18 protein-coding genes, 5 tRNA genes and 1 pseudogene are annotated in these 25,062 nt (G+C 42.1%); 18 read left to right on the plus strand and 6 right to left on the minus strand.

Going from position 1 to position 25,062, the window contains the following annotated elements:
* Positions 1 to 44: 44 nt before the first annotated feature.
* The 6 genes from L3V41_RS11840 (at position 45) to L3V41_RS11865 (ending at position 1,907) form a co-directional block, all read left to right on the plus strand.
* A tRNA-Lys gene (locus L3V41_RS11840) sits at positions 45 to 120 on the plus strand.
* A gap of 54 nt (positions 121 to 174) precedes the next feature.
* Positions 175 to 250 (plus strand) — tRNA-Lys (locus tag L3V41_RS11845).
* Between the two features lie 50 nt (positions 251 to 300).
* Positions 301 to 376: transfer RNA gene (locus tag L3V41_RS11850), tRNA-Lys, on the plus strand.
* Between the two features lie 49 nt (positions 377 to 425).
* Positions 426 to 501, plus strand: a tRNA-Lys gene (locus L3V41_RS11855).
* 129 nt (positions 502 to 630) lie between these two features.
* A complete protein-coding gene (gene nadA, locus L3V41_RS11860; protein ID WP_193987430.1) occupies positions 631 to 1,671 on the plus strand; it encodes a quinolinate synthase NadA in 1,041 nt (346 codons plus the stop codon).
* A gap of 148 nt (positions 1,672 to 1,819) precedes the next feature.
* A tRNA-Ser gene (locus L3V41_RS11865) sits at positions 1,820 to 1,907 on the plus strand.
* A 10-nt stretch (positions 1,908 to 1,917) separates the two neighbouring features.
* On the opposite strand, the gene L3V41_RS11870 is transcribed toward L3V41_RS11865, so the two are convergent.
* Complete coding sequence (locus L3V41_RS11870) at positions 1,918 to 2,442, minus strand: hypothetical protein (protein ID WP_237127797.1); 525 nt, start codon at positions 2,440 to 2,442, stop codon at positions 1,918 to 1,920.
* A gap of 229 nt (positions 2,443 to 2,671) precedes the next feature.
* Between L3V41_RS11870 and L3V41_RS11875 the strand changes: the two genes are divergently transcribed.
* A complete protein-coding gene (locus L3V41_RS11875) occupies positions 2,672 to 3,556 on the plus strand; it encodes an AraC family transcriptional regulator (RefSeq protein WP_237127798.1) in 885 nt (294 codons plus the stop codon).
* 26 nt (positions 3,557 to 3,582) lie between these two features.
* Here the strand turns inward: L3V41_RS11875 and L3V41_RS11880 are convergent, their stop codons facing one another.
* Both L3V41_RS11880 and L3V41_RS11885 read right to left on the minus strand, forming a co-directional pair.
* On the minus strand, positions 3,583 to 3,981 hold the full coding sequence (locus tag L3V41_RS11880; protein WP_237114174.1) for a DUF2750 domain-containing protein: 399 nt from the start codon (positions 3,979 to 3,981) through the stop codon (positions 3,583 to 3,585).
* An 85-nt stretch (positions 3,982 to 4,066) separates the two neighbouring features.
* Positions 4,067 to 4,648 carry a TetR/AcrR family transcriptional regulator gene (locus L3V41_RS11885; RefSeq protein WP_193987427.1) on the minus strand — a complete coding sequence of 194 codons (582 nt, stop codon included), beginning with the start codon at positions 4,646 to 4,648 and terminating at the stop codon, positions 4,067 to 4,069.
* 121 nt (positions 4,649 to 4,769) lie between these two features.
* Between L3V41_RS11885 and L3V41_RS11890 the strand changes: the two genes are divergently transcribed.
* The 5 genes from L3V41_RS11890 to L3V41_RS11910 all read left to right on the plus strand — a co-directional run bounded on the left by L3V41_RS11890 (position 4,770) and on the right by L3V41_RS11910 (position 15,334).
* On the plus strand, positions 4,770 to 5,813 hold the full coding sequence (locus L3V41_RS11890; protein WP_237127799.1) for an alkene reductase: 1,044 nt from the start codon (positions 4,770 to 4,772) through the stop codon (positions 5,811 to 5,813).
* A gap of 121 nt (positions 5,814 to 5,934) precedes the next feature.
* Complete coding sequence (gene recC / locus L3V41_RS11895; RefSeq protein WP_237127801.1) at positions 5,935 to 9,258, plus strand: exodeoxyribonuclease V subunit gamma; 3,324 nt, start codon at positions 5,935 to 5,937, stop codon at positions 9,256 to 9,258.
* The gene (gene recB, locus L3V41_RS11900) at positions 9,245 to 12,820 is read left to right on the plus strand and encodes an exodeoxyribonuclease V subunit beta (protein ID WP_237127803.1); all 3,576 of its coding nucleotides are present in this window, start codon (positions 9,245 to 9,247) and stop codon (positions 12,818 to 12,820) included. Before recC ends, recB begins: the two co-directional genes overlap by 14 nt.
* Before the next feature lie 44 nt (positions 12,821 to 12,864).
* Positions 12,865 to 14,892, plus strand: a complete 2,028-nt coding sequence (recD, locus tag L3V41_RS11905; RefSeq protein ID WP_237127979.1) for an exodeoxyribonuclease V subunit alpha — start codon at positions 12,865 to 12,867, stop codon at positions 14,890 to 14,892.
* Positions 14,879 to 15,334, plus strand: a complete 456-nt coding sequence (locus tag L3V41_RS11910; RefSeq protein WP_193987422.1) for a GNAT family N-acetyltransferase — start codon at positions 14,879 to 14,881, stop codon at positions 15,332 to 15,334. The genes recD and L3V41_RS11910 overlap by 14 nt, the downstream gene beginning before the upstream one ends.
* On the opposite strand, the gene L3V41_RS11915 is transcribed toward L3V41_RS11910, so the two are convergent.
* Positions 15,331 to 15,960 (minus strand): trimeric intracellular cation channel family protein, encoded by a 630-nt coding sequence (locus L3V41_RS11915; protein ID WP_062569289.1) that lies wholly within the window; start codon positions 15,958 to 15,960, stop codon positions 15,331 to 15,333. The genes L3V41_RS11910 and L3V41_RS11915 overlap by 4 nt on opposite strands.
* Before the next feature lie 113 nt (positions 15,961 to 16,073).
* The gene (locus L3V41_RS11920; RefSeq protein WP_062569288.1) at positions 16,074 to 17,363 is read right to left on the minus strand and encodes an amidohydrolase; all 1,290 of its coding nucleotides are present in this window, start codon (positions 17,361 to 17,363) and stop codon (positions 16,074 to 16,076) included.
* Between the two features lie 50 nt (positions 17,364 to 17,413).
* On the opposite strand from L3V41_RS11920, the gene L3V41_RS11925 reads away from it, so the two are divergent.
* The 6 genes and pseudogenes from L3V41_RS11925 (at position 17,414) to L3V41_RS11950 (ending at position 23,442) form a co-directional block, all read left to right on the plus strand.
* Positions 17,414 to 18,076, plus strand: coding sequence for a Crp/Fnr family transcriptional regulator (locus L3V41_RS11925; RefSeq protein WP_237127804.1), 663 nt, complete (start codon positions 17,414 to 17,416; stop codon positions 18,074 to 18,076).
* Between the two features lie 54 nt (positions 18,077 to 18,130).
* The gene (locus tag L3V41_RS20015) at positions 18,131 to 18,535 is read left to right on the plus strand and encodes a hypothetical protein (protein ID WP_237127805.1); all 405 of its coding nucleotides are present in this window, start codon (positions 18,131 to 18,133) and stop codon (positions 18,533 to 18,535) included.
* A 103-nt stretch (positions 18,536 to 18,638) separates the two neighbouring features.
* Complete coding sequence (locus L3V41_RS11935; protein ID WP_237127806.1) at positions 18,639 to 19,142, plus strand: Mpo1-like protein; 504 nt, start codon at positions 18,639 to 18,641, stop codon at positions 19,140 to 19,142.
* 21 nt (positions 19,143 to 19,163) lie between these two features.
* Entirely contained in the window at positions 19,164 to 19,952 is a 789-nt protein-coding gene (locus L3V41_RS11940) for an SDR family oxidoreductase (protein ID WP_062569284.1), read from the plus strand.
* A gap of 178 nt (positions 19,953 to 20,130) precedes the next feature.
* Positions 20,131 to 21,132, plus strand: a pseudogene (locus tag L3V41_RS11945) (branched-chain amino acid aminotransferase); the annotation flags it as partial.
* Between the two features lie 156 nt (positions 21,133 to 21,288).
* A complete protein-coding gene (locus tag L3V41_RS11950) occupies positions 21,289 to 23,442 on the plus strand; it encodes a prolyl oligopeptidase family serine peptidase (protein ID WP_237127807.1) in 2,154 nt (717 codons plus the stop codon).
* 257 nt (positions 23,443 to 23,699) lie between these two features.
* On the opposite strand, the gene L3V41_RS11955 is transcribed toward L3V41_RS11950, so the two are convergent.
* On the minus strand, positions 23,700 to 24,995 hold the full coding sequence (locus L3V41_RS11955; RefSeq protein ID WP_193987418.1) for an anti-phage deoxyguanosine triphosphatase: 1,296 nt from the start codon (positions 24,993 to 24,995) through the stop codon (positions 23,700 to 23,702).
* Between the last annotated feature and the right edge of the window lie 67 nt (positions 24,996 to 25,062).

Consider the following 25,062-nt stretch of genomic DNA (forward strand, 5'->3'; position numbering starts at 1 on the left):
ATGGCTATATCGGCGGATTTACGCAGCTTAACAAGCATCAGAGCGGGTCATTAGCTCAGTTGGTAGAGCAGTGGACTTTTAATCCATTGGTCGATGGTTCAAGTCCATCATGACCCACCATTCTTTTTGAATGGCTATATCGGCGGATTTACGCAGCTTAACAAGCATCAGAGCGGGTCATTAGCTCAGTTGGTAGAGCAGTGGACTTTTAATCCATTGGTCGATGGTTCAAGTCCATCATGACCCACCATTCTTTTGAATGGCTATATCGGCGGATTTACGCATCTTAATATCCAGAGCGGGTCATTAGCTCAGTTGGTAGAGCAGTGGACTTTTAATCCATTGGTCGATGGTTCAAGTCCATCATGACCCACCATTCTTTGAATGGTTATATCGGCGGATTTACGCATCTTAATATCCAGAGCGGGTCATTAGCTCAGTTGGTAGAGCAGTGGACTTTTAATCCATTGGTCGATGGTTCAAGTCCATCATGACCCACCATTCTTTATTTATCTTTTCTATCTAAGTTATCCTTTATTTATCTTAACAGCTTACAGCAATACTGTTCTTTAGCGTAAGATTCTCGTATAATTCGCGCCATGAATGCACTGTGGACTAAGTGGTCGAGAAATGAGTCTAGCCGAACAAATTATGCCTGAAGATTATATCTTCCCTCCAAAGCCTGCGCCGTTATCAAAAGACGAGCAAGCTGAGTATAAGGCACGTATCAAACAATTATTAAAAGATAAGAACGCCGTTCTTGTTGCCCATTATTACACTGATCCTGAAATTCAAGCGCTTGCTGAAGAAACCGGTGGTTGTGTTGCTGATTCACTAGAGATGGCACGTTTTGGTGCAAAGCATGATGCTGATGTAATCGTGGTGGCAGGTGTTCGTTTCATGGGTGAAACAGCTAAAATCCTAACGCCTAATAAAACAGTTGTAATGCCTACATTGGCAGCAACCTGTTCGTTAGACGTAGGCTGCCCAATTGAAGAGTTTTCAGCGTTTTGTGATCAGCACCCCGATCGCAAAGTTGTTGTATACGCGAATACCTCAACAGCTGTTAAAGCGCGTGCAGATTGGATTGTTACCTCATCATGTGCTCTTGAAATTGTTGAGCATTTAGATGAGCAAGGCGAAAAGATCATTTGGGGCCCTGATAAACACCTAGGTTCTTACATTCAAAAGAACACAGGTGCCGATATGATTATGTGGAATGGCGCTTGTATCGTTCATGATGAGTTTAAAACCAAAGCGCTTAAGGATATGAAAGCCTTACACCCAGATGCGGCTGTATTGGTTCACCCAGAGTCTCCTGCGGAGATTGTAGCTTTAGCTGATGCAGTTGGTTCAACAAGTCAGCTTATTAAAGCTGCGCAAACTATGGACAATAAAAAGTTCATCGTAGCGACTGACCGTGGCATCTTCTATAAAATGCAGCAGTTATGCCCAGAGAAAGAATTCTTTGAAGCACCTACAGCAGGTGAAGGCGCAACATGTAAAAGCTGTGCACATTGCCCGTGGATGGCAATGAATGGTTTAAAAGCAATTGAAGAAGCACTAACAGACCCAGAGGGTAAAGAAGTATTTGTTGATATGGATTTACGCGAAGGCGCATTAAAGTCGCTTAACCGTATGTTGGACTTCTCTGCATCATTACAACGTTAATAACACGTGTAGTGAATATGAAAGGCAAGGTATTTACCTTGCCTTTTTTGTTTAATTACTAATCGCTTAACCACAGTATTTTAAAAACCCCTTGCGTATGTAGGGTTGTTTTCATACTATAACGCCGCGCTAAACTCAAAGCGCCTTAGGTGACGTGTCCGAGTGGCTGAAGGAGCACGCCTGGAAAGTGTGTATACGGCAACGTATCGAGAGTTCGAATCTCTCCGTCACCGCCATTTCTTAAATTTACCCCACCATAGCAAAGTGCTTTTCGAGATTACATTTAGCACGCATGGCAATATTGCTACTGACTTTTCTAGCAAGTTCTATCACTAATAATTCAAGTTGTTCACGGCTATAACCAAGTAATACACAGCGCTTAAGTTGCTCGTTTACTAAACTGCTGGCATCCTCTAGCGCAAATAGTGCGCCTAAAGAAGCAAGCTCAAATACGGTGTTGTTTTGTTGCTCGATGCCAAAAGGTAGCTGACCAAATGTGAGTGCGGTTTTTAGTTGCTGCTCTGTGCGCTTGATAAGTAACGTATTTGAACCTTGAATATCATCAAGCGACTTTAAAATCTCTAGCGCCATCAGTGATTTTGGCACCCCAGAATACACACTAATATGCGGTAAAATGTCACATAACGCTTGCATTGATACACCATCATTCAATGCGTGCTGACATGCTCGTTTTAACAAAGGCTTGTCATGAACGGTGACCAAAGCAGCGATCGCGACAAACACAAATAAATCCGTGTTGTTTAGGCTCATAATTTCTCTTTTTATTTTAGATATTGAATGTATTGAGGTTTTGTAGCAGTGGTTGATTGCAAAGACTAAGCAATCGAAAATGTGAAAATATATTATGGTCGATAACAGATGTTTATGCTTGCTATAAATGATTTAATTTTTGCCTAAAATAACGAACCATCATCATAAATACTCCTAAGCTTAAATTACGGTGATACACTTAAATGAGTAATTAAAAGAGGTAAGCTAGATGCGTCAGGCATTAATTGAAGCAGTAAAAGCGATTGCAATTGAAGATGGTAATTTTGAAACAACGATTCCTGAGTTACTCGTTTACAGACGTAGTGAAGTGTCGTTACCCATGGCCTGCGTATATCAATTAGGTTTGGGCATTAGTTTACAAGGCTCAAAATGTGTTGTGCTTAGCGAGCACAGTTATGATTATACGGATGGCCAATCATTGGTGACATCGGTTGATGTGCCTGTTACATCACACATTACGCGTGCCAGTAAAGAGCAGCCATTTTATGGCTTGTACCTACGCTTAGATGCCCATGAAATAAGTCACATTGTTGCTGAAATGGAATTCGCAGGGCAAGACAAGTTCCCTAAACACCAAGCCATGTCGGTGGTTGATACTGATAACGGTTTGCTTGATGCTTTGCTGAGACTTATCAAACTCGACAATGAGCCATTGCTAAAAGCTAATTTAGCGCCACTGATTAAAAAAGAGATCATATTGCGGTTATTAAATAGCCCGCATAGCCCTTATTTAAGGCAAATTGTGATGTCTGGTTCAGCTCATCAAAAAATTGCCAAGACCCTATGTTGGTTGAAAGAAAACTTCAGTAGTCAATTTTCGATTGACGAGTTAGCACGAAATGCACACATGAGTCCTTCAACATTTAGGCTGCACTTTCGAGATGTTGTTAAAATGAGCCCGTTACAGTATGTAAAAAACTTACGACTGCAGGCAGCAAGGCAAATTATGCTCAATGAACGCATTGATGTAGGCTCTGCGGCGCTTAAAGTTGGATACGAAAGCGCATCGCAATTTAGTCGCGAGTACACACGCTTTTTTGGCAAACCACCCATAAAAGATATTTCAGCATTACGTCTACAGCAAACGGCATAAATAAGGGAGCTTAAAGCTCCCATAATTTAAAATCGTCTTTTCGGCATTCTCAGTTGTGAGTCAAACTCATCGGGGAATAAAATTGTGCCGTCATCTTCATCAGTTGGAAACACGGCAATGAGTAAGTCATCTTGTTCAAGGCCTGGTGTCCAGCGGCTTAACCAATCTTTTATTGGTATGGCTTTTGGCGTGCAATCTTGCCATTCGCCCGTAGCCCAGCTTTGTGCAAATTCACGGCTAGGCCATACAGGTACACAGTCGTCGTCTTCATTGGAGAGCATGACGCAGCCATGTTCATCATTGAGGATCCACACTTGTTTGAACTCTTGAACCGTTTCAAACATATAAGCGAGTCGTTTCTTAGCGCCTAAAGCGAGAATAGTATCAAACTCAGTTTCAACACGTTTAGCAGTTGCATTATTCATGACAGGCTCACTCTTTTAGTTATACACAGCTACACCTTAATCATAAGGTGATAAATAAATATGACAAGTAAAGTTATTGGGTAAATTAATTTATTAATGCAACGAATAGATCATCAGCAAGTTGCTGCAGAGCCTTAGAATCTTGATTTGTTAGCGCATAGGTACGAATACCGTATATGCCCATCACTAAAAAGCGCGCTAGTTGCTGCGGTGTTTTAGTCGTTGTAAATTCGTTATTATCCAGCGCCTTTTGCAGTTGCTCGGCGAGAGTATTTTCGTAAGCGTTTAAGTTACCACGCAGTACACTGCAAATTTGTGGATCGTTGCCTTCGACTTCAGAAATACTCTTGGTAAGCAAACACACTTTAGCAACTTCACCTTCAATACATTCATCAACAATCACAGTTAAGTAATGTTTCAGGGTCAATAAAATAGGTTGTTGGTCATTAAAAAGCGCTGTAAACTGCTGGTTTCTATCTTTTTGATATTGCTCTGTCGCAGCTAGAAATAGACCTTTTTTATTGCCATAAGCCGCGTAAATAGAACCCGGATGAAGGTGAGTCACTTCCTTTAACTTTTGCATACTTGTCTTGGCATAACCATGTTGCATAAAAGCATGCATGGCTTGGCGTAGGACAAATTCAGTATCAAATTCAGCAGTTCTCATTTGGGTTCCTCGGTGCTTATTGATGAAGTTTACGTAATCTTGAACGATTATTCAAAATAAACCTTGAAGTATGTTTGTTTCGCCCTTATCTTGAATGTATGTTCAAGATAAGGATAAAACCATGACAACCGATTTACTTTCTCCATTTAAACTAAATGACAGCATTGAGCTTAAAAACCGCGTACTAATGGCACCACTGACACGTTGTATGAGTGACGATAATCTCGTTCCAACCCAAGCGATGGTTGATTATTATGCTCGCCGTGCTGATGTGGGTTTAATTATTAGTGAAGCAACCATTATCCGCCCAGATGCACAGGGCTACCCAAATACGCCAGGCCTATTTACCAGCGAACAAATTCAGGGCTGGAAAAAAGTCACCGATGCGGTGCACGCGAAAGGCGGCAAGATGTTTGCTCAGCTTTGGCATGTAGGCCGTGTTGCTCATCCACACTTTTTTGGTGGGGATGTACTGGCACCCTCAGCAATCGGTGTTGAAGGGACTGTTCCTCGTATGCGCGAACTTACTTATGTTACGCCAAAGGCTGCAACCATTGAAGATATCCAAGGTTTAATTACTGATTACGCAAAAGCGGCCGAAAACGCTATTGAAGCAGGTTTTGATGGGGTGGAGATTCATGGTGCAAATGGTTACTTGATTGATCAATTTTTACATTTTGCTGCCAACCAACGTGAAGACCAATACGGTCAAACACCAGAAAACATGTCACGTTTTGCTCTTGAAGTCGTCGATGCTGTCATTGCTGCAATTGGTGCAGATAAAACAGCGTTACGCTTATCACCTGGTGCATACTTTAATATGGATGAAGACAACCGCGATAAAGCTGTGTTCGATTATTTATTAGCGGCTCTTGAAAGTCGCCATCTAGCTTATCTTCATGGCGGTATTTTTGACGACAGCATGCGTTTTGCAAGCTTAGAAGACAAAACGACGTCTGAATACTTACGTAGTGCGTACAAAGGCACCTTAGTGGGAGTGGGTAGTTACACGTTTGAATCAGCAAAAGAGTCAATTGAGAATGATCAATTTGATTTAATTGCGATTGGTCGCCCATTCATTGCGAACCCAGATTACATTAGTAAAGTTAAAAATGGTGAAGCGTTAACACCATACAGCGACGAAATGCTGGCAGAACTAATTTAATTTCATAGGCAGCTTAAATTGTCACCTAAGTATTCGCTTAGGTGACGCTTATACCTATCCCATCTAATTAAAATATCTTACACTGTGTCAATTAGTTAGTTTCAGGCAAGGACAGTGTAAAGTGCTGAATATAATTCAATCAAATCGCATGGAAGCACTGCAAGCGCGGTTTCACGCGCTGCTTAAAGTTAATCCGTTAACAAGTCCCTTTAAAAAAGAAATTGTGCTTGTGCAGTCACCGGGTATGTCGCAGTGGCTAAAAATAGGTTTAAGTGAACACTTAGGGATTGCCGCTCAGGTCGATTTTCCGCTGCCTTCGAGTTTTATTTGGCAGCTTTACCAACAATTATTGCCTGATGTACCCAGTGAATCTCCGTATAACAAAGCTAACCTTGCTTGGAAGCTGTTTGCGATTTTACCAAACTGCATTGATGAGCCGCTGTATTTACCACTCAAAACCTATTTAGATGGTGACAGTGAAGGGCAAAAAACGTTTGCCTTGTGCGAGAAAATTGCCGACGTTTATGACCAATACTTAATGTATCGCCCCAATTGGATTGCCACTTGGGAGCAGGGCATCGATGAGCTTGATGATGTTGATGTAGGCATTGCGCCATGGCAGCCAGATCTTTGGCGCAAGCTGGTGGCGCACAGTAAAGAGCTTGGGCAAAGCCAATATCACCGCGCTAATATGCAAGACAAACTCCTTGCAGCCCTTGAAAAAATGGACGCAAGCCTGTTACCTGAGCGTATTAGTTTATTTGGTATTTCTGCAATTGCGAGTAGCCAGCTTGAAGTGTTTCAGGCCATTGCGAAAAAAACGCAGGTATTTTTGTTTTTCTTTAACCCCAGTGAACATTACTGGGGCGACACACTCGATGAAAAAACAGCAGCCAAAATTACCGCTAAATATGCCAAACGCCCACAGTTACAAGCACTTGAAGACAGTGCGAAAAACCCTGATCACGAGTACTTTTTTATCGGTAACCCGTTACTCTCATCGTGGGGTAAATTAGGCCGAGACTATTTTGAGCAGTTACTACAACTCGATGCGCAGTGGCTAGACGGATTCGATAACGAGTTTGATCAAAGCTTGCTATCGCAAATTCAGTCTGAAATTTACCAATTAGCTTTTAAGGGTGAATCACTAACGCCTGATAAAGAATGGTTTATCAATGATGAGGGCAAACTGCCAATTAAGGCCGATGATACCAGTATTGTGCTGAGCGATTGCCACACGCCTCTTCGTGAAGTAGAGCGACTACACGATTACTTGCTCAATCTATTCAATGAAAATAAAGCGCTAACACCGAAAGATATTATTGTAATGATGCCAGATGTTGGCACATACAGTCCGTATATTGAGGCGGTGTTTGGTGGTGCAGAGGGGCGACGCTTTATTCCTTATGCGTTAGCCGATTTAGCCATAGAGCAAGAAAAACCCGTGCTTAGCTCGTTTGCCAGTTTGGCCGATTTACCTTATTCACGCTTTGGTGTGTCTGACATTCTTGATTTACTGCAAGTTACGCAAATTGCCGAAAAATTTAACCTCGAACCCCATGAATATGAGCAAATTGGCTTTTGGCTTGAACGCGTTGGCGTTAAATGGGGCTTAGATGCCGCCCACAAAGATAGTTTTGGCTTACCCGCAATAGATTTAAATACTTGGCAACATGGCCTAAACCGCTTGTTATTAGGTGTTGCACAACGTGATGAACAACTGCCTTTCTCGGGTATTTACAGTGCCGATGAAGTTGAAGGCATGGCACTAAATACTTTAAATAAACTTATTGAATTTATTGATGTACTGGCCCGTTTTAAAGCTAAGCTGCAAACTGATGCACCGCTTCACGAAAAGGCAGAAACTCTAAAAGAATTATTAAGCGCTGTGTACAGCGAGGAAGGCGAACAAAGCTGGGATTTATTAGTGTTGCAAAAAGTGCTCGATACACTGATTAAGCATTATGATAATGGTGATTACCAACAAAACGTTTCGCAGCGCATTATTAGTTACCTAGTTAAACAAGGTATACAAGAAAAAGGCGTAGGGCAGCGCTTTTTAGTGGGGCAAGTTAACTTTTGTACCTTGATGCCAATGCGTGCGGTGCCATTTAAAGTGGTGTGCATGCTAGGTTTAAATGATGCGGATTACCCGCGTACAGTTCAGCCAATTGGCTTTGACTTAGTTCCTTACTCAAAACGCCAAAAAGGCGATCGTTCTCGCAAACTCGACGACCGTTACCTGTTTTTAGAAGCGATTTTAAGTGCCCGTGAGAATCTATACATCAGTTATATCGGTCGCTCTTGCTTTGATAACCAACCAAGAATGCCCTCAACCTTAGTGAGCGAGCTGCTGGAATATATAGCCCGTAGTTTTGAATTTGCTGACCAAGAAACTCACTTAAAGCTACCAGAGGCGCTGATTAATTATCAGCACTTACAACCATTTAATCCGGCTTATTATCTGACAGAGAAAAGTGCTATCGAGCAAAAAGCAGACAAACCGCTAGCCACACAATTGCATAGCTATAACCCTGTTTGGATGCCAACTCAACCTGTTAACCCTGAGCCTCAGCAAGCGCTTAGTGTTCAGCCAGAAAGCAGTGTTGAGTTAACTCAGTTTATTCGCAGTATTTGCCAGCCTCACGAGAGCTTTTATCAGCAAAGCTTGGGTTTACGCTTGCCGCAATTTAACGATATTGCTAAAGATGAAGAACCGTTTAGCTTAGACGCGTTACGTCGCTACTTTTATCTAGACGAAATTCTCGAAGCCAGTATTCAAGAAATGCCCCTAAACCAAGCGCAAATTATGCAGCGTGGTGAATTGCCACAAGCCCATGTTGGCGACCTTGTATTTGAAAGTATGCAGCACCGAGTCGACGCGCTTGCAGGGCAAGTAAAAGCGCATATTCAAGGTGATGAAGCATTACCCGTTGAAGTAAATATTAAAATTGCCAACACCACACTAGAAGGTTGGTTAAATCATATTTATGGTCAAAAACAGGTGTTTTATCGCACCGCCAGTATTAAAGCAAAAGATGTAATTCGTGGCTTTGTGCATCATTTAGCGGCGCAAATAATGGGTCAGCCAGTTGAAACCCTCATTCTTGGCTTAGACAAACAAATTAGTTTTTCACCCTTGTCAGAAGACGATGCCCGCAAGTATTTAAACGATTGGTTCTCGCTCTATGAAACGCTTTTAACTCGCCCAGTGGCGTTTTTCCCTGTCAGTGGTTACGAGTACATAAAAACAGATAAAGACATGGTCAAAGCAAACAATAAATTCGCACCGCAGTACATAGGCATGGGTGAAGGTGAAAACCCCTATATTCGCTTAACTATAAAGAGCCTAAAAGACTGTGAAGAAGAGTTTATAAAATGGAGCGAGCTGCTGTTATCGCCAATTGTTGAATTAGCACAGGAGGCAGATCATGCAAACGCTTAATCCAATGAGTATGGCGCTGTGTGGGCAGAGCCTTATTGAAGCCAGTGCCGGTACGGGTAAAACCTACACCATCACAGGTTTGTATTTACGGTATTTGTTGGGTTTACAAAAAGCGACCGATGAAGATGAACAATTAAATACGCCGCTTAGTGTTGAGCAAATACTGGTGGTGACCTTCACTGAGGCCGCAACGCAAGAAATTAAAGACCGTGTGCGGGCGCGTATAATCAATGCCAGAGATGCACTGCTTGGTAAAAAGCCCGATGATGAGCTGATTGAGCAAGTAATTAACGAGGTGAGTGACAAACACGCCGCATTTGATTTGTTAGACGCTGCGGCAAAGTCGATGGATGAAGCCGCCATATTCACCATTCATGGCTTTTGTCAGCGAATGCTTAAACAACATGCTTTTGAATCAGGTGTGGCGTTTAACTTAGAGTTTATTTTAGATGAGCGTGAGCTTATTCAAGAAACCCTTAATGACTTTTGGCGTGCCTTTGTCTACCCACAATCAAAAGAGCGCACCCAAGCAATTACCGATATTTTCCCAGTGCCTGCATCACTGTATTCACAGGTAGTGAGTTTACTCAACAAGCAAGGGGCAACAATCACCCCTGAGTACGACCTTGACGATATATGGCAAGCGCGCGACAACTTTGTGGCAAAAGTACCGGCATTTAAAAAGGCATGCCTTGAGAGTGAGTTTATTAATGCTGTAAAAGCATCTGATTTAAGTGGCTCAAAAACCCCAGGTCGAAAAAACAGCCTTGCAGCGCTTGAAGAATACCTTAACAATGACGAGCTGTTCTTTGTATTTGGTACAAATAAATACTCCTTTGAAGTGTGGAGTACAGAGAATTTAAGCGACCCTGCAAATTACAAGAAAAACGGCAATTTGCTTAGTCATGAAATGGTGGCTCAGTTTGGTGAAATGGCCAAACTCAGTAGCCTTATCAATAACGGATTGAATATTGCGATAGTGCAATACGCAGCTAAATGGGTCGCAAATGCATTAGTTAAACGCAAGCAAGAGCAAGGCGTGATCACCCCTGATGATTTATTAAGTAACCTGCATCAGGCGCTTTTAAGCGAGCAAGGGCAAGCATTAAGTGAAAAAATTGCCGCCTTGTTTCCGGTTGCCATGATTGACGAATTCCAAGATACCGATCCAATTCAATACGGCATTTTTAGCCGCATTTATGGCATTAAAAACACCACGCTTGCCATGATAGGTGACCCAAAACAGGCTATTTATGGTTTCCGTGGTGCAGATATTTTTACTTATATTGGCGCAAAAGAAGCTGTTGCGAAAGATAAACAATACACCCTAGATACCAACTACCGCTCAAGTGAAGGGGTTGTTGATAGCGTAAACCGCTTATTTGCTAAAAATGACAATAGCTTTATTTATAACGACGCAATCCCATTTCAAAAGGTCAATGCTAAGGGAAAACAGCAAGACAAAGCGTTTTTAATAAACGGTGAAATGCCCAGTGCGTTTGAGTTTTCGGTTTTTGTTGATGAATACGCCGAAGCGAACAATAAGCCAACCAGCAAAGGGGTGGCTCAACAAGCATTGGCTTTGCAGTATACGAAAAAAATCACCGAGCTACTCAAGCAAGCTGATGCCGGCTATGCGACTATCGCAGGAAAACCACTCACCGCTGCCGATATCTGTGTGTTAGTGCGTGACCGAAACGAAGCACAGTTGATGAAAACCGCACTGGCAGAAGCCGCCATTGCCAGCGTGTATTTGTCGCGTGATAGTGTGTTTAACCAAGAGCTTAGTCATCATTTACTTAACTTTTTAACGGCATTGCATGGTCAGTATGATGAGTCATTATTGCGCGGTGTACTTGCTGGGCCATTGTTTTGCTTAAGCTACAACCGCATTTATGAGCTTCACGAAAATGAAAGCGCATGGCAAGAGCATTTAAACTTTTTTGCTCAGCTAGCCCATATTTGGCATAAACAGGGCGCTATGGCGATGCTCGAGCGTTTATTGAGTCATAATCAACTTGCAGCGCGTTGGCAAGGCTTAGGCTACAACGTTGAGCGCTGGCTCACCGATTTCCGCCATTTAGGGGAAATCTTACAGCAAAAGCAAATTGAGCTTGAGGGAACCCATAGATTGCTGCGTTGGTTTGCGCAAAAAGTCAGTCAACAAGATGGCGAAGCGGTGCAAGTACGCCTAGAAAGCGATGCTAATTTAGTGAAAATTGTCACTATGCACGCCTCAAAAGGCTTAGAGTACCCGATAGTATTCATGCCGTTTGCCTGTGGCTATCGGGAAAGCAAAGAAGCCCTTTATCATAAAGACGGTAAGCTGATTTATGACCTTGCTAAAAGTGACGAGGCAATGCAAAAAGCAGAGCAAGAGCGCTTGGCTGAAGATTTACGCTTACTTTATGTGGCGCTGACTCGTGCCGTGCATTTTTGTTCTGTGGGTATGTATAACATTTCGCAAGGTCGTAGTGCTCGCCCTGGTATTCAAAGTACCAGCATTGGCCACGTATTATTTGCAGGGGTAGAGATCAAATCGGGCGATGAATGGCGCGCAGTGTTACAACAATTTTGTGAAGGCTCAGCGCACATGCACTATGAGGCGTTTCGCCAAGCAGATGAGCTTGAAAAGTTAACATTTGCTGGAGCTGACAGTGAGCAAACCTATCAAGTTAATACTGTAAAAGCAGACATTCAGCGTGATTGGCGCTCAACCAGCTTTAGTAGCTTAACGCTGAAAAAGCATACTGACCATATTGAGCTTGGTCGCAGTGATGAAGACCACGAAAAAGATGAATTTTTAGCCCAAAATGCCAATGCTTTAACTCCTTACAGCTTCCCTAAAGGGGCTAAGCCTGGTAGTTGTTTGCATGAAATTTTTGAGCAATTAGACTTTACCGACCCTTATGCGTTAAAGCGTCCAGCTAGCGAACAAGAAGACCATGCACTTGATAAAGTGATCAAAACGTTATTCGAAAAATACCATATTGATGATAGCTGGCAGGAAATGACCGAGCAGTGGATCCTTGCTACACTGAATTGCCCATTAAACGATAAAGGGCTTAGTTTATCAGTACTTGAGCCTGATACCTGTTTGGTCGAAATGGAATTTAACTTACCGCTGTTATCGCTCTCAAGCGATAAGCTGAATCAAGTGTTGGTAAAACATTTTAACTTACCCAGTCAGCTTGATTTTAGTGAGGTGCAAGGCTTACTAAAAGGCTTTATAGATTTAATATTTTGCTGGCAGGGTAAGTATTATATTCTTGATTATAAATCGAATTTTTTAGGTAACAGTGCGGCAGACTACCAACATGAGCAATTAGAGCAAGCCATGACCAGTCACCAGTATCATTTGCAGTATTTGATATATACCGTGGCATTGCACCGCTTATTAAAACAACGTATTCAAGATTACGATAGCGACACGCATTTAGGTGGTGTTTACTACACCTTCTTACGAGGTATGAGCGAAGGGCAAGGGGTGTATTTTAATCAGCTTACGAAACAGCAAATAACTGAGCTTGATAGCTTATTCGCACAAGGAGCCATGCTATGAGTCAAATGACATTCGGCTTTGATGACCATGAGCCAAACGAGCCAATGAATAAGCAGCCAGAACAACATGCCCAAAGCGATTTAGTGTTGCCTGCCACAGAACTTAAAACACAGCCGTTACTGAGTTATTTACTTGAGGCAAAACGTATTCGCTTAGTTGATGTTAAACTTGCAGAGCTACTTACTGGAACAGAAACAGTAGCCGGTTCGCAATCGTTGATAGAGAATAACGATGCAGCGAACAGTGAAGTATTTTACCTGATTTTATTACTTGCGGCTGCGCAGCAAAGTCAGCACAGTTGTTTAGAGCTCGTGAATATAAACTGGCAAAACCCGTTTGAAATTAAAGAGCAAAGTTTAGCTGATGCCAGCATTGCATCCCCCGAGGTTTTAACCCCGTTTGCGACAGAATTTGGCCTTACTGAGGCCGTTAATAAATTAATGAATGCTGATTGCGTAGGGGATGATAAGCCACTGCTGTTGTTTGCGAATAAACTCTACTTTGCCCGATTGGCTGAATACGAAACCACACTGGCATCACGTTTACATCATTTAGCAACGAAAGAACTCACCCTTGATGAAGGTGAATTAACGGCATTACTTGAGGTGTATTTTCCTCACAGTGAACATACAACAAACCCAAGCTATGCTATTAAAACATTAAACTGGCAAAAAGTAGCCTGTGCGATTGCCGCAACAAAAGGCTTTAGTGTGATAACCGGCGGCCCAGGTACCGGTAAAACCACCACGGTAACTAAACTACTAGCCATTTTACAATCTTTGTATGCCAGTGCGCCGCTAACAATTAAGCTGGTTGCACCGACAGGTAAAGCGGCAGCTCGTTTAACTGAGTCCATTTTAGGGGCAAAGCAAAAGCTTAATATGATCCCTGATAATATCGTGCCACTTATTCCAGACAGTGCACAAACGATTCACCGTTTATTGGGCGTCATTCCGCATACTAATAAGTTTCGCCATAACAAGCGTAACCCACTGCATTTAGATGTATTGATCATTGATGAGGCATCGATGGTAGATTTGTCGCTTATGGCAAAACTAATCGAGGCATTACCGAGCCATGCAAGGCTTATTTTACTGGGTGATAAAGACCAATTAGCTTCGGTTGATACGGGCAGTATTCTCAGCGACCTATGCCAAGGGCTAGAGCTTGGCAAAATGCCTGATTACAGCAGTGAAAGAGCAGCGCAGCTTAATCGCGTTTGTTTTAATAATCAGAGCTTTATACCCGCGGCGAGCAGTCATTTTGTACTTAACGATTGTATTGCGTTTTTACAGCAAAGTTATCGTTTTGATGGCAGCAGCGGCATTGGTCAATTAGCCCAAGCTGTAAATACCAATAACAGTGGCTTACTGGGCTTCGTTGAGCAAACGATTAATCAAGGTGGCTTTAAAGACCTTAAACTTAATTACAGCGTGATCAGTAAACCTATTGAGCAATTTGTGCAACAAGCGGCGTTGCAATATCACGATTATTTGCAGCTTATCCAGCAAGGGGCAAGTGTTGCCAGTGTGCATAAAGCATTTGCGTATTATCAGTTACTGGCTGCCGTTAGAGAGGGAGATTATGGTGTAAATAGCCTTAATCAGCGTATTGAAAAAGCACTGGCTCAACAAGGTTTAATTTCGCCATATCAAAGGCATTATGTGGGTATGCCAATTATGATCAACCAAAACGACTACCAGTTAAAACTGTTTAATGGCGACATAGGTATTTTAATGCACGATGAGCAAGGTCAGTTAAAAGCCATGTTTGTTGATGAACAAGAAAATATTCGCGCCTTTTCGCCCGCACGTTTACCTGCTCACGATAAAGTGTATGCGATGACAATTCATAAGTCGCAAGGCTCAGAATTTGCTTACACAGCGATGATTTTACCGCCAATAAAACAGGCTAATCAGGGCATTAACAGGCAATTGGTTTACACGGGTATCACCCGCGCGAAAAGTACATTTGAGCTGGTGGCCGATAAAAATGTATTGCTTATGGCAATGAATAAATCTGTTACTCGTGCATCGGGTTTATATGATAGGTTAAAACATGAAGCTCGTTAAAGTAACGAGTAACCAACTCAACGAGTTAATGGGTTGGTTTAACACAGAGGCAGAACTGCGTATTTGGTCAGGGCCATTTTTTAATTACCCATTTGATACGCAAAGCTTTAAAAAAGATTTAAACCTAGATGAGTTGAATTCATTCGCGTTGATTAATGACGAAGGCCAGATGTTAGGGTTTGGTCAATACTATTTACGTGAAGGTCGTTGCCATTTAGGGCGGCTAGTTATCGCGCCAAGCGAGCGTGGTAAAGGTTTTGCAAAGCTGTTGATAAATCTATTAGGAGAGCAGGGCAAACAGCAATTGAACTGCGATAGCTTGTCGTTGTTTGTATACACCCACAATATCCTCGCTAAAACGGCCTATGAGAAACTGGGGTTTATTCAAACTCAGTACCCAGCTGACATGCCCCTCGATGGCTGTATTTATATGACCTGCTAAGAGCGTTTAAAGCTGCTTTTACGAAATAGATTAGGTTGCCAGCCAAAATGAAGAGCGCCTAATCTTAAAAAAACGGTGACAACTAAACCACCAACAATACACCAGATATAGTCCACCTCTAAAGTAAATAATGCAGCATAAGTAAGCCCGCCAGATAGGCAAGCGGTTGAATAAAGCTCTTCGCCCATTACCAGTGGAACTTCTCGACAGATTACATCGCGCATCAAGCCACCAAAAATACCTGTTGTCATACCCATAGTAATGGCAACAACCATATCAGCCCCTTCAATAAGTGCTTTTTCAATACCGATAATATTGAAAATTGCCATCCCTACAGCATCCATTAATAGCATGGTGGTGTTACTTAAATCGGGGAGGTGACGAATTGATAAGATAGACGCGAATATGGCTATGTAAGTTGCGTATAAATAATCTGGTTGGGCTATCCAAAATACCGGCTTGTTGAGTAGGATATCTCGTAAAGTACCACCACCTATGGCTGTTACCGTGGCAACCACCACTACACCAAAACCACCGACACTTTTTTCATGACCTAGCAAGGTGCCAGAAATAGCAAAAAATGCCACCCCAATAATGCTTAAAAAGTGAAAGTATTCTGATGTCATGCGGCCTCCTTACCTGTTAGTAAGTTAACCCTAGCAAAATGAACTTTATTGGCGCTGAACAGATAAGAAAGTAGGGCGGGTAATGACCTTACCCGCCAGTGTGGAATTATTGATTATTTAAGGTAATCAACCACTAATTGGGTCATCGCATTTACACCAAGCTGTAATGCTTTCTCGTCTGCAAAAAAGTGTGGTGAATGGTTACTAGGCGCTGTAACTGCATCTTGACCTTTTGGTGTGACACCTAAGAAAAAGAACATGCCTGGTGTTTCTAAAGCGTAGTAACTAAAGTCTTCGGCACCTGTGATAAGTGGCGTTGTGATCAGGTTCTCTTTGCCAACCACACCAGCAAGTGTTGGCGCCATTTTCTTAGTTAATTCAATATCGTTCACGGTTACTGGGTAACCATGGTCAATGTGAACATGCGCTTGTGCGCCACCGGATTCAGCCACCATCTCGGCGGTTTTAGCTAAACGTTTTTTAATGTCAGCGCGCATTTCTTGGTCAAAGGTACGAATAGTGCCCACCATTTCAACTTGATCTGGGATGATGTTGTTACGTACACCGCCATTAATAGCACCAAATGAAACTACCGAAGGCGCTTTGGTTACATCAACTTGGCGCGAAGCAATGGTTTGTGTTGCCATAATAATTTGTGATGACGCTACAATTGGATCAACCCCATTCCAAGGGCGTGAACCGTGGGTTTGACGACCTTTTACTGTGATTGTAAATTTGTCGGCGCTGGCCATCAACGGTCCTTCACGAAAACCAATTTGTCCGGTATTTAGCGAGCTGGTTACGTGTAAACCAAATACGGCTTCTGGCTTTTCTTTAAATAAGCCCTCTTTAAGCATAAGCTCCGCACCGCCTTCTTCACCATCTGGTGCACCTTCTTCAGCTGGTTGGAAGATAAACAGAATATCTCCCGCGAGCTCTTCTTTTATTTTGACTAAAGACTCAGCGGCCGCCATTAAAATAGCCACATGGTTATCATGACCACAGGCATGCATTACGCCAACGGTATTGCCTTTGTACTCTGTTGTTTGAGTTGACGCGAAGGGTAAGTCTACTTGCTCTTTAACAGGTAGTGCATCCATATCAGCGCGCAGCGCAATAAGCGGACCTTTTTTGCCCCCTTTAAGTTTGGCAACCACACCGGTATGAGCCACACCTGTTTGCACTTCAAGGCCTAAAGAACGTAAATGCTTCGCTACGTATTTGGCTGTTTCAAACTCACGGTTACTCAGCTCTGGATATTGGTGTAAATGACGGCGCCATTTAATGACTTTTTCACTGACGCTTTTATTTGCAGATTTAAGCTCAGTATTAATATCACTAGCTAATGCAGGGGTCGAAATCGCACTGAGTAGTAGGCTGGTCGAAAGTAATTTGTTTAACATCCCGTATCCTTTTATTATTAATTTATTAAACCAATGTAAAGTATAAAGCTTTGAATGAACAGGAACAGGCGCTAATAAATCAAGATAATTGGTTTGGGCAGCGCACACAGAACTTTAAAGATAGCCTACTTAAAAATGCTAAATTAATCACCTTAAATGCAGGTGATGCATTGTTTTTGCGTGGCGATGAAAATACCGGTCTGTATTGTGTTATTGATGGCGTGCTTAGAGTTTCTGGGGTTAATAGTCAAGGCAAAGAAGCGGTGCTCAGTTTTATAACCAGTGCGATGTGGTTTGGTGAAGTTGCTTTGTTTGATGGGGGTAAACGCACCCACGATGTGTATGCACAAACTGCGGTACGGCTTTTACACGTACCTGAGCGGGCATTAACTCAGCTATTACAAGAGCATCCTGCCTATTGGCATGATTTTGGGCTGCTGCTTACCAATAAAGTGCGAAACCTGTTTGACTCATTAGAAGATCACGCACTCCTTACAGCAAAGCAAAAGGTGAGTAAGCGGTTATGCATGCTTTATCAGTCGTCAAGCCAAAACCCTTTGCCGCTTACCCAGCAACAACTTGCCGATATGACCTATTTAACACGGCAAACTATTAATCAAATATTACAAACCCTGCAAGCTGACTCAATTATTAATCTTAAATATCAATCGATTGAAATAATTAATATAGATAAATTGCAATCACAGTGCTGATTTGGAACTAAAATTGCTACAAAGCAGCAATCAAGCTTAAACGGAAGACAGCGTGTGGCAATTACATTTCATAATCAGTACAACCCTTATCATTATTCTGGCACTAAAAATAGTGAGACGTCGCTTACTCCATCACAAGCAAAACCCATGGCTCAATCTTCTTCAGCTGCACAACAGTTGTTAAGAAAACATACAGAGCCAAGCTCATTTTTAGAGACAGCAAAGGAAGCGCTTGTTTATCAGCGTTTAGGCGTGGACAAAGAGAAAATTGATGAAATTAAAGCGCAAATAGAAAAGCTTGCTGAACAAATGCAACAACAAGGCGCGGATATGGAAGCCCTGCAAGAAAAAATGGAAGAGTTACAATCTATGCTAGAAGAGGAATATCAAAAAGGACGCGACCGCATGGACATGCAACCAGACGCTGAAAAGGGCAGGGTTATCGATGCACTGGTTTGATGTGTAAGTTAATGCTGGTTCGTTAAATGTCGGCTAGTTGACATTCTTGGTAGTGAATTTTCTGCTAATCTGAACTTTGAACACAGTTTTGTCAGGAAAAATAATGAAAACATTAAAACAACAACTAACAAATTACGCCCTCTATCACCGCTCTAAACGTAATATTTACACTCACTTTATTGGTATCCCATTAATTGTGTTTGCAATTATTTGTTTATTGCAACGCGTCACGCTTCTCTCAGAGCCTGCTGTTATCTCCTTGGCAACTGTGGTGATTGCACTCACTTGTCTTTATTACTTAATGCTTAGCTTATCTATGGGGTTAATTATGGCTGTATGCTTAAGTGTGTTAAGTATTGCCGCTAAGCCTGTGGTATCGCTTTCGACCGAATTATGGCTAGCTGTGAGTATTGGTGGTTTCGTTGTTGGTTGGGTGTTTCAGTTTATTGGTCATTATTTTGAAGGTAAAAAGCCAGCCTTTGTTGACGATTTAATTGGTTTGGTAATAGGGCCTTTATTTGTATTAGCAGAGTTCTTGATTATGCTTGGCTTTTATAAAGACATTGCTGATCATATCGAACAACATGCAGGGCCTAACAAAGCATAACAACAATAATAAGGAACACACATGCAATTAAATGGTAAAACAGTTTGGGTCACAGGGGCATCTTCTGGAATTGGTGAGGCACTTTGTGAGCAACTGGCGGCAAAAGGGGCAACGCTAATACTGTCTGCCCGTAATGAGGAAAAACTCAACGCTCTTAATGCAAGGCTCGGCGGCAATCATCATGTGGTCGCCCTTGATTTGGCAAAGCCCGAAGCCCTACTTGAAGATATGCCAGCGGTGATTGAACGACTGGGCCGAATTGATGTACTTATCAATAACGGTGGGGTGTCGCAGCGTAGCTTATTTTTAGAAAACGAATTTACGGTTTATCGCCAACTGATGGAAGTGAATTACTTTGGTTTAATTGCTTTAACCAAGGCCGTAGTACCACAGATGGTGAAGCAAGGTATGGGTATGGTGGTCTCAATTAGCAGTGTGGCAGGTAAAGTCGGTTCAAAGTTCAGAACAGGTTATTCGGGCTCTAAATATGCGGTTGTGGGTTTTATGGATTGCTTAAGAGCAGAACTAGCCGACAAAAATGTGAATTGCCTGACAATTTGCCCAGGTTCAATCAAAACAGCTATTGCACATAATTCGTTAGATGGCCAAGGTAAACCGCAAAATAAGCCAGAGCAATCAATCGAGAATGGCATGGATGTCGCAAAAGCCGCTGCAAAAATGATCAAAGCCATTGAAGCCGAGAAAGATGAGGTTGTGATTGGCGAGGGAATAAGTGGTTTAGCACCGACCATTAAGCGTTTTTTTCCAAGCTTTTTTAATCGCCTCACAGCAAAAATGAATTATCGATAATTTATAGTCATAAGTTAGTGAATGATTCTTGGTAAACAATGCGCAGCTTAGGTTGCGCATTTTTTGTACCAAACGGTCGAATTTTTAACACTTTAATCGATAAAAGGCACTAGTTTGCTATGGTTAAACGGGGATGGATTAGCTTACAATGAGGTAAAAGTAGTCCAAACAAGAGAGAACAACAATGGCCGCATTTGGTACTGTATTTATGCCACAAATGATCCAAGCACGTTTTGCTGATAACTCATGGAGTGAAAGCGCGCTGGTCCCATCTGATAAAATCGAATTACATGCGGGTGCTCACGTATTACATTACTCAAGCACCTGTTTTGAAGGATTAAAAGCATTTCGTCACGAAGATGGCACGGTCTATATCTTTCGTATGGATGCTAACATTGCGCGTATGAAACAAAGCTCTAAGTTACTAAACTTACCTGACTTTGACGAAAGCATGCTTGAGCAAATGATCAAAGACATTGTAAAAGAGTATGCCGACGAAACACCTACACCTCCGGGGTCTATGTATATTCGCCCTACGCACATTGGGACAGAAGCCGCAATTGGTAAAGCGGCTGCGCCGTCAATGAGTTCCTTGCTTTATGTATTACTTTCGCCAGTGGGTGACTACTTTGCTGGTGGCGCAACGGCACTCCGTGTATTACTTGAAGAAGATGGCATGCGCTGTGCGCCACATATGGGTATGGTGAAAAGTGGTGGTAACTACGCAAGTGCATTAGGTCCAATCTTACAGGCTCGCTCTGAGCACCAAGCAGACCAAATTTTATTCTGCCCAGGTGGCGATGTACAAGAAACCGGTGCTGCAAACTTCATTCTAATTGATGGGGATGAAATCATCACAAAAGCACTTGATAGCACATTCTTACACGGTGTAACGCGTAATAGTATTTTAACGATTGCTAAAGATTTAGGTATGACAGTATCTGAGCGTAATTTTACTGTGTCTGAGTTGCTTGAAAGAGCCGCTAAACCAGGCACTGAAGCTGCATTATCGGGTACCGCTGCGGTATTGACGTCGGTTGGCACGCTTATTCATAATGACCAAGAGTTTAAAGTGGGTTCGGGCGAACCTGGCGAAAAAGTCGCAAAATTACGCCAAGCATTGAATGATATTCAATGGGGTAAATCAGCGGATAAACACGGCTGGTTAACAAAAGTATAATTGCGCAGTAAATATGGAAAGCCACGTAAATTGCGTGGCTTTTTTGTTTTTACATTGGTTTACAGCTCTACCCGTGTTTAGGCGCAAATTACTAGACATTAATGGGTATTAACTTTATTTTCATTTTGTTAATAATGACTAACAAGTAAACCTATTATGATCAAGAAAACGCTTGCATGTGCGATTGTTGTTGCACTGGCGGGGTGTGGTGAATCAACCCCAAAAAATACAGAACAAACTGTAAAAACTGCAGAGGTAAAAGCTGCTGTGAATTATCCAGAAACTAAAAAAGGCACTGTTGTCGATGAGTACTTCGGTGAAAAAGTGGCCGATCCGTATCGTTGGTTAGAAGACGATATGAGCGACGAAACAGCACAATGGGTCAAAGCTGAAAATGACGTCACGTTTTCTTATTTAAAAAATATTCCTTATCGTGATGAGCTTAAAACCACGCTTGAAAAGCTGATGAACTATGAAAAAGTCACAGCACCATTTGAAGAGGGTGAGTATACCTACTTTTATAAAAACGATGGTCTGCAAAATCAATATGTGGTGTATCGCAAAAAAGGCGACTCAGAAGCTGAGGTGTTCTTAGACCCAAATACTTTTAGTAGCGACGGCACAACCTCAATGTCGGGCTTAACCTTCACAGAAGACGGTACGTTAGCAGCTTATCAAATCTCTGAAGGCGGCAGTGACTGGCGTAAAATTATCATTATTGATACAGCGACAAAACAGCCAATTGAAGAAGCGTTAGTCGATGTGAAATTTAGTGGTATTGCTTGGCTTGGTAACGAAGGTTTCTATTATTCGAGCTACGATAAGCCAAAAGGAAGTGAGCTGTCTGCCAAAACAGATCAACATAAAGTTTATTATCACAAATTAGGTACAGCGCAAGCTGATGACCAATTAATTTATGGTGGAACTGAAGTACAAAAGCACCGTTATATTGGCGCAGAGGTAACCCGTGATAATCGTTATTTAATTATCGCTGCAAGTACTTCAACATCAGGTAATAAACTGTTTATAAAAGATTTAACTAAGTCTGATAGCGAATTAGTGACGATTTTGGATAACACAGAATCAGATACTTCTATTATTGATAATGACGGCTCGAAACTCTATTTAGTGACTAACTTAAACGCACCAAATATGCGTGTAGTGACTGTTGATGCCGCTGATCCACGCCCTGAAAATTGGCAAGATTTAATCCCAGAAACTGACAATGTGCTTAGTATTTCAAAAGGCGGTGACTACTTCTTTGCTAAGTATATGGTTGATGCGATTTCGCAAGTAAAACAATACGATAAATCAGGTAAACTGGTGCGCGATATCAGCTTACCAGGTGTGGGCACTGCATACGGCTTTAGCGGTAAGCACGATGCACAAACATTGTATTACTCATTCACAAATTACACCACGCCAGGTAATACCTATTCGTTTGATGTTGAATCAGGCAAGTCTGATGTGTATCGCAAGTCGGGCGCTAAATTTAATAGCGAAGACTATATTTCTGAACAAGTATTCTATACATCAAAAGATGGCACTAAAGTGCCGATGATTATCTCATACAAAAAAGGCACCGAGCTTAACGGTAAAAACCCAACTATTTTATATGGTTATGGTGGCTTTAACGTAAGCCTAACACCAAGCTACAGTCCTACGGTTGCGGCATGGCTTGAGCACGGTGGTGTGTATGCGGTAGCGAATATTCGTGGTGGTGGTGAATACGGTAAAGCGTGGCATGTGAATGGTACACAACTTAAGAAGCAAAATGTATTTGATGACTTTATTGCTGCTGCAGAGTACTTAAACGAAAAGCAATACAGCTCACCTGATTACTTAGCGGTGCGTGGTGGTTCTAACGGTGGCTTATTAGTCGGTGCGGTTATGACTCAGCGTCCTGAGCTATTTAAAGTTGCGCTTCCTGCCGTGGGCGTATTAGATATGCTGCGTTACCACACCTTTACAGCCGGTGCTGGTTGGGCCTACGACTATGGCACGAGTGAGCAAAGTAAGGAAATGTTTGATTACTTAAAAGGCTACTCGCCTGTTCACAATGTTAAAGCGGGTGTAAGTTATCCTGCGACTTTAGTGACAACAGGGGATCATGATGACCGTGTTGTGCCTGCGCATTCATTTAAGTTTGCTGCTGAGTTACAAGAAAAAGGTGCGAAACAAAACCCGTACCTGATTCGAATAGAGACAAATGCAGGACATGGAGCGGGTACTCCTACTAGTAAGGTTATTGATATGTACGCTGATATCTATGGTTTCACACTTTATAATATGGGTGTAAAGAGTCTTTAGTAAAAAGATAACGAGGCTAAATACAACGCCGAGCAATTGCTCGGCGTTGTTGTTTTCAGGCAGCTTTAATACTAACGTCGCGCTCTTTGTGTAATGGGTCGGGAAGAGTGTCAGCGCCGTAGCTCATTGGGGAGTGAGCTAATATGGCACTAAGTATCGTTGAAGCTTTATTGCAATCCATGTTCATTTAATGCGTGAAAAATTTGTCATTCAGTTCTAATTACTCAAGGTTAGACCAACTTCTAAACACACAATGATTAACTAACAGGAAGAAATAATCGCTGATAGGTTTTATATGCGTACTCGTCACTCATTCCCGATAAATAATCGCAAATAATGCGCATTGAGTTTTCTTGTTTGTCATGGGCACTCAACCACATTTCTTGGGTTGTTTCGGGCAGTAGACGCATAGGATCACTGGCAAACGCACTGAATAGCTCAATCAATAAATTTTGTCCTTTAAATTCAACTTGCTGCATTTTGGGTTCACGAATTAAACGCTTAAACACAAAATGCTTTAAAACATTAAGAATGGCTGCGAATTCATCAGGTAAGCTGACCGTGTACTGCAATATTTCAGACTCAAAATCAGCGTTTTGAACCACCAACTGAGCATTAATAATAAAGGTGTTAACCAACTCTCCAATGGCGTCTTTTCGCTCGTACTCATATTCTGAAAATAGCCGTTTGGTTATCGAGTTTAAATGCCCATTTAACCAAGGTGAATTAAGAGCGTCTAATTGTTGTTGAGCGTGGTTGAGCCAATCTGACAGGGTAAGCACTTCTGTTGCTATGGCATCTTCGAGATCATGCACGGCATAGGCAATGTCATCAGCCAACTCCATGATTGCAGCGTCGAGTGATTTATAATGGGTTCTAGCTCTAAATTCATCGGCTTGGTAATGACTAGACAAAAGCTTTTTATCATCGCCTGAAAGCGGAGCGATTATCCAGCTAAATACATCTTGATCATCTTTGTATAAGCCTTTAGCAGGGCGCCAATGATCCGCTTTTATAAAGCTTCTTTTTCCACTTAAAGGCGGAATGGTATGCCATAAATCATCAATAAACGCTGGGTATTTGATAAATCCGAGTAAAGTGCGGCGTGTTAAGTTCATACCGTAACCATTACTATATGGTTCCAGTTTTGAGACAATCCGTAATGTTTGCGCATTGCCTTCAAATCCACCATTTTCACGCATCATGTAGTTAAGTGCTATTTCCCCACCATGTCCAAAAGGGGGATGGCCTATATCATGAGCTAAACATAGAGTTTCAAGTAAACTTGCACTGGGAAAATGTTTAAAATTAGCGTGTTGCGTTTTTAAATGTCTAAGTAGGCCACTGCCAATTTGCGCAACTTCTAGAGAGTGTGTCAGGCGAGTTCGGTAAAAATCATTAAGGCCAATGCCCATTATTTGCGTTTTTGCTTGTAAACGCCTAAATGCGGCTGCGTGTATAATACGTGATCTGTCTACTTGCCACGCAGAACGGTTATCATTTGGGCGATATTTTTGTTGATCAATGATACGGGCTTGCCAATATTGGCACATAAAATAACCTTATAATTACTCGCTCAGATGCCTTTTAGTATACGCAAGCACTTGAAAAATGCGAGCT

Origin of the sequence: Pseudoalteromonas sp. L21, from assembly GCF_021728035.1 — a bacterium.
In the GTDB taxonomy this organism is placed as follows: Bacteria; Pseudomonadota; Gammaproteobacteria; order Enterobacterales; family Alteromonadaceae; genus Pseudoalteromonas; species Pseudoalteromonas arabiensis.

What these genes read in the sequence shown, in the direction of transcription:
- nadA (WP_193987430.1), top strand. Translation starts at nt 631, where the DNA reads ATGAGTCTAGCCGAACAAATTATGCCTGAAGATTATATCTTCCCTCCA.
- L3V41_RS11870 (WP_237127797.1), bottom strand. Translation starts at nt 2,442, where the DNA reads ATGAGCCTAAACAACACGGATTTATTTGTGTTTGTCGCGATCGCTGCT.
- L3V41_RS11875 (WP_237127798.1), top strand. Translation starts at nt 2,672, where the DNA reads ATGCGTCAGGCATTAATTGAAGCAGTAAAAGCGATTGCAATTGAAGAT.
- L3V41_RS11880 (WP_237114174.1), bottom strand. Translation starts at nt 3,981, where the DNA reads ATGAATAATGCAACTGCTAAACGTGTTGAAACTGAGTTTGATACTATT.
- L3V41_RS11885 (WP_193987427.1), bottom strand. Translation starts at nt 4,648, where the DNA reads ATGAGAACTGCTGAATTTGATACTGAATTTGTCCTACGCCAAGCCATG.
- L3V41_RS11890 (WP_237127799.1), top strand. Translation starts at nt 4,770, where the DNA reads ATGACAACCGATTTACTTTCTCCATTTAAACTAAATGACAGCATTGAG.
- recB (WP_237127803.1), top strand. Translation starts at nt 9,245, where the DNA reads ATGCAAACGCTTAATCCAATGAGTATGGCGCTGTGTGGGCAGAGCCTT.
- recD (WP_237127979.1), top strand. Translation starts at nt 12,865, where the DNA reads ATGAATAAGCAGCCAGAACAACATGCCCAAAGCGATTTAGTGTTGCCT.
- L3V41_RS11910 (WP_193987422.1), top strand. Translation starts at nt 14,879, where the DNA reads ATGAAGCTCGTTAAAGTAACGAGTAACCAACTCAACGAGTTAATGGGT.
- L3V41_RS11915 (WP_062569289.1), bottom strand. Translation starts at nt 15,960, where the DNA reads ATGACATCAGAATACTTTCACTTTTTAAGCATTATTGGGGTGGCATTT.
- L3V41_RS11920 (WP_062569288.1), bottom strand. Translation starts at nt 17,363, where the DNA reads ATGTTAAACAAATTACTTTCGACCAGCCTACTACTCAGTGCGATTTCG.
- L3V41_RS11935 (WP_237127806.1), top strand. Translation starts at nt 18,639, where the DNA reads ATGAAAACATTAAAACAACAACTAACAAATTACGCCCTCTATCACCGC.
- L3V41_RS11940 (WP_062569284.1), top strand. Translation starts at nt 19,164, where the DNA reads ATGCAATTAAATGGTAAAACAGTTTGGGTCACAGGGGCATCTTCTGGA.
- L3V41_RS11950 (WP_237127807.1), top strand. Translation starts at nt 21,289, where the DNA reads ATGATCAAGAAAACGCTTGCATGTGCGATTGTTGTTGCACTGGCGGGG.
- L3V41_RS11955 (WP_193987418.1), bottom strand. Translation starts at nt 24,995, where the DNA reads ATGTGCCAATATTGGCAAGCCCGTATCATTGATCAACAAAAATATCGC.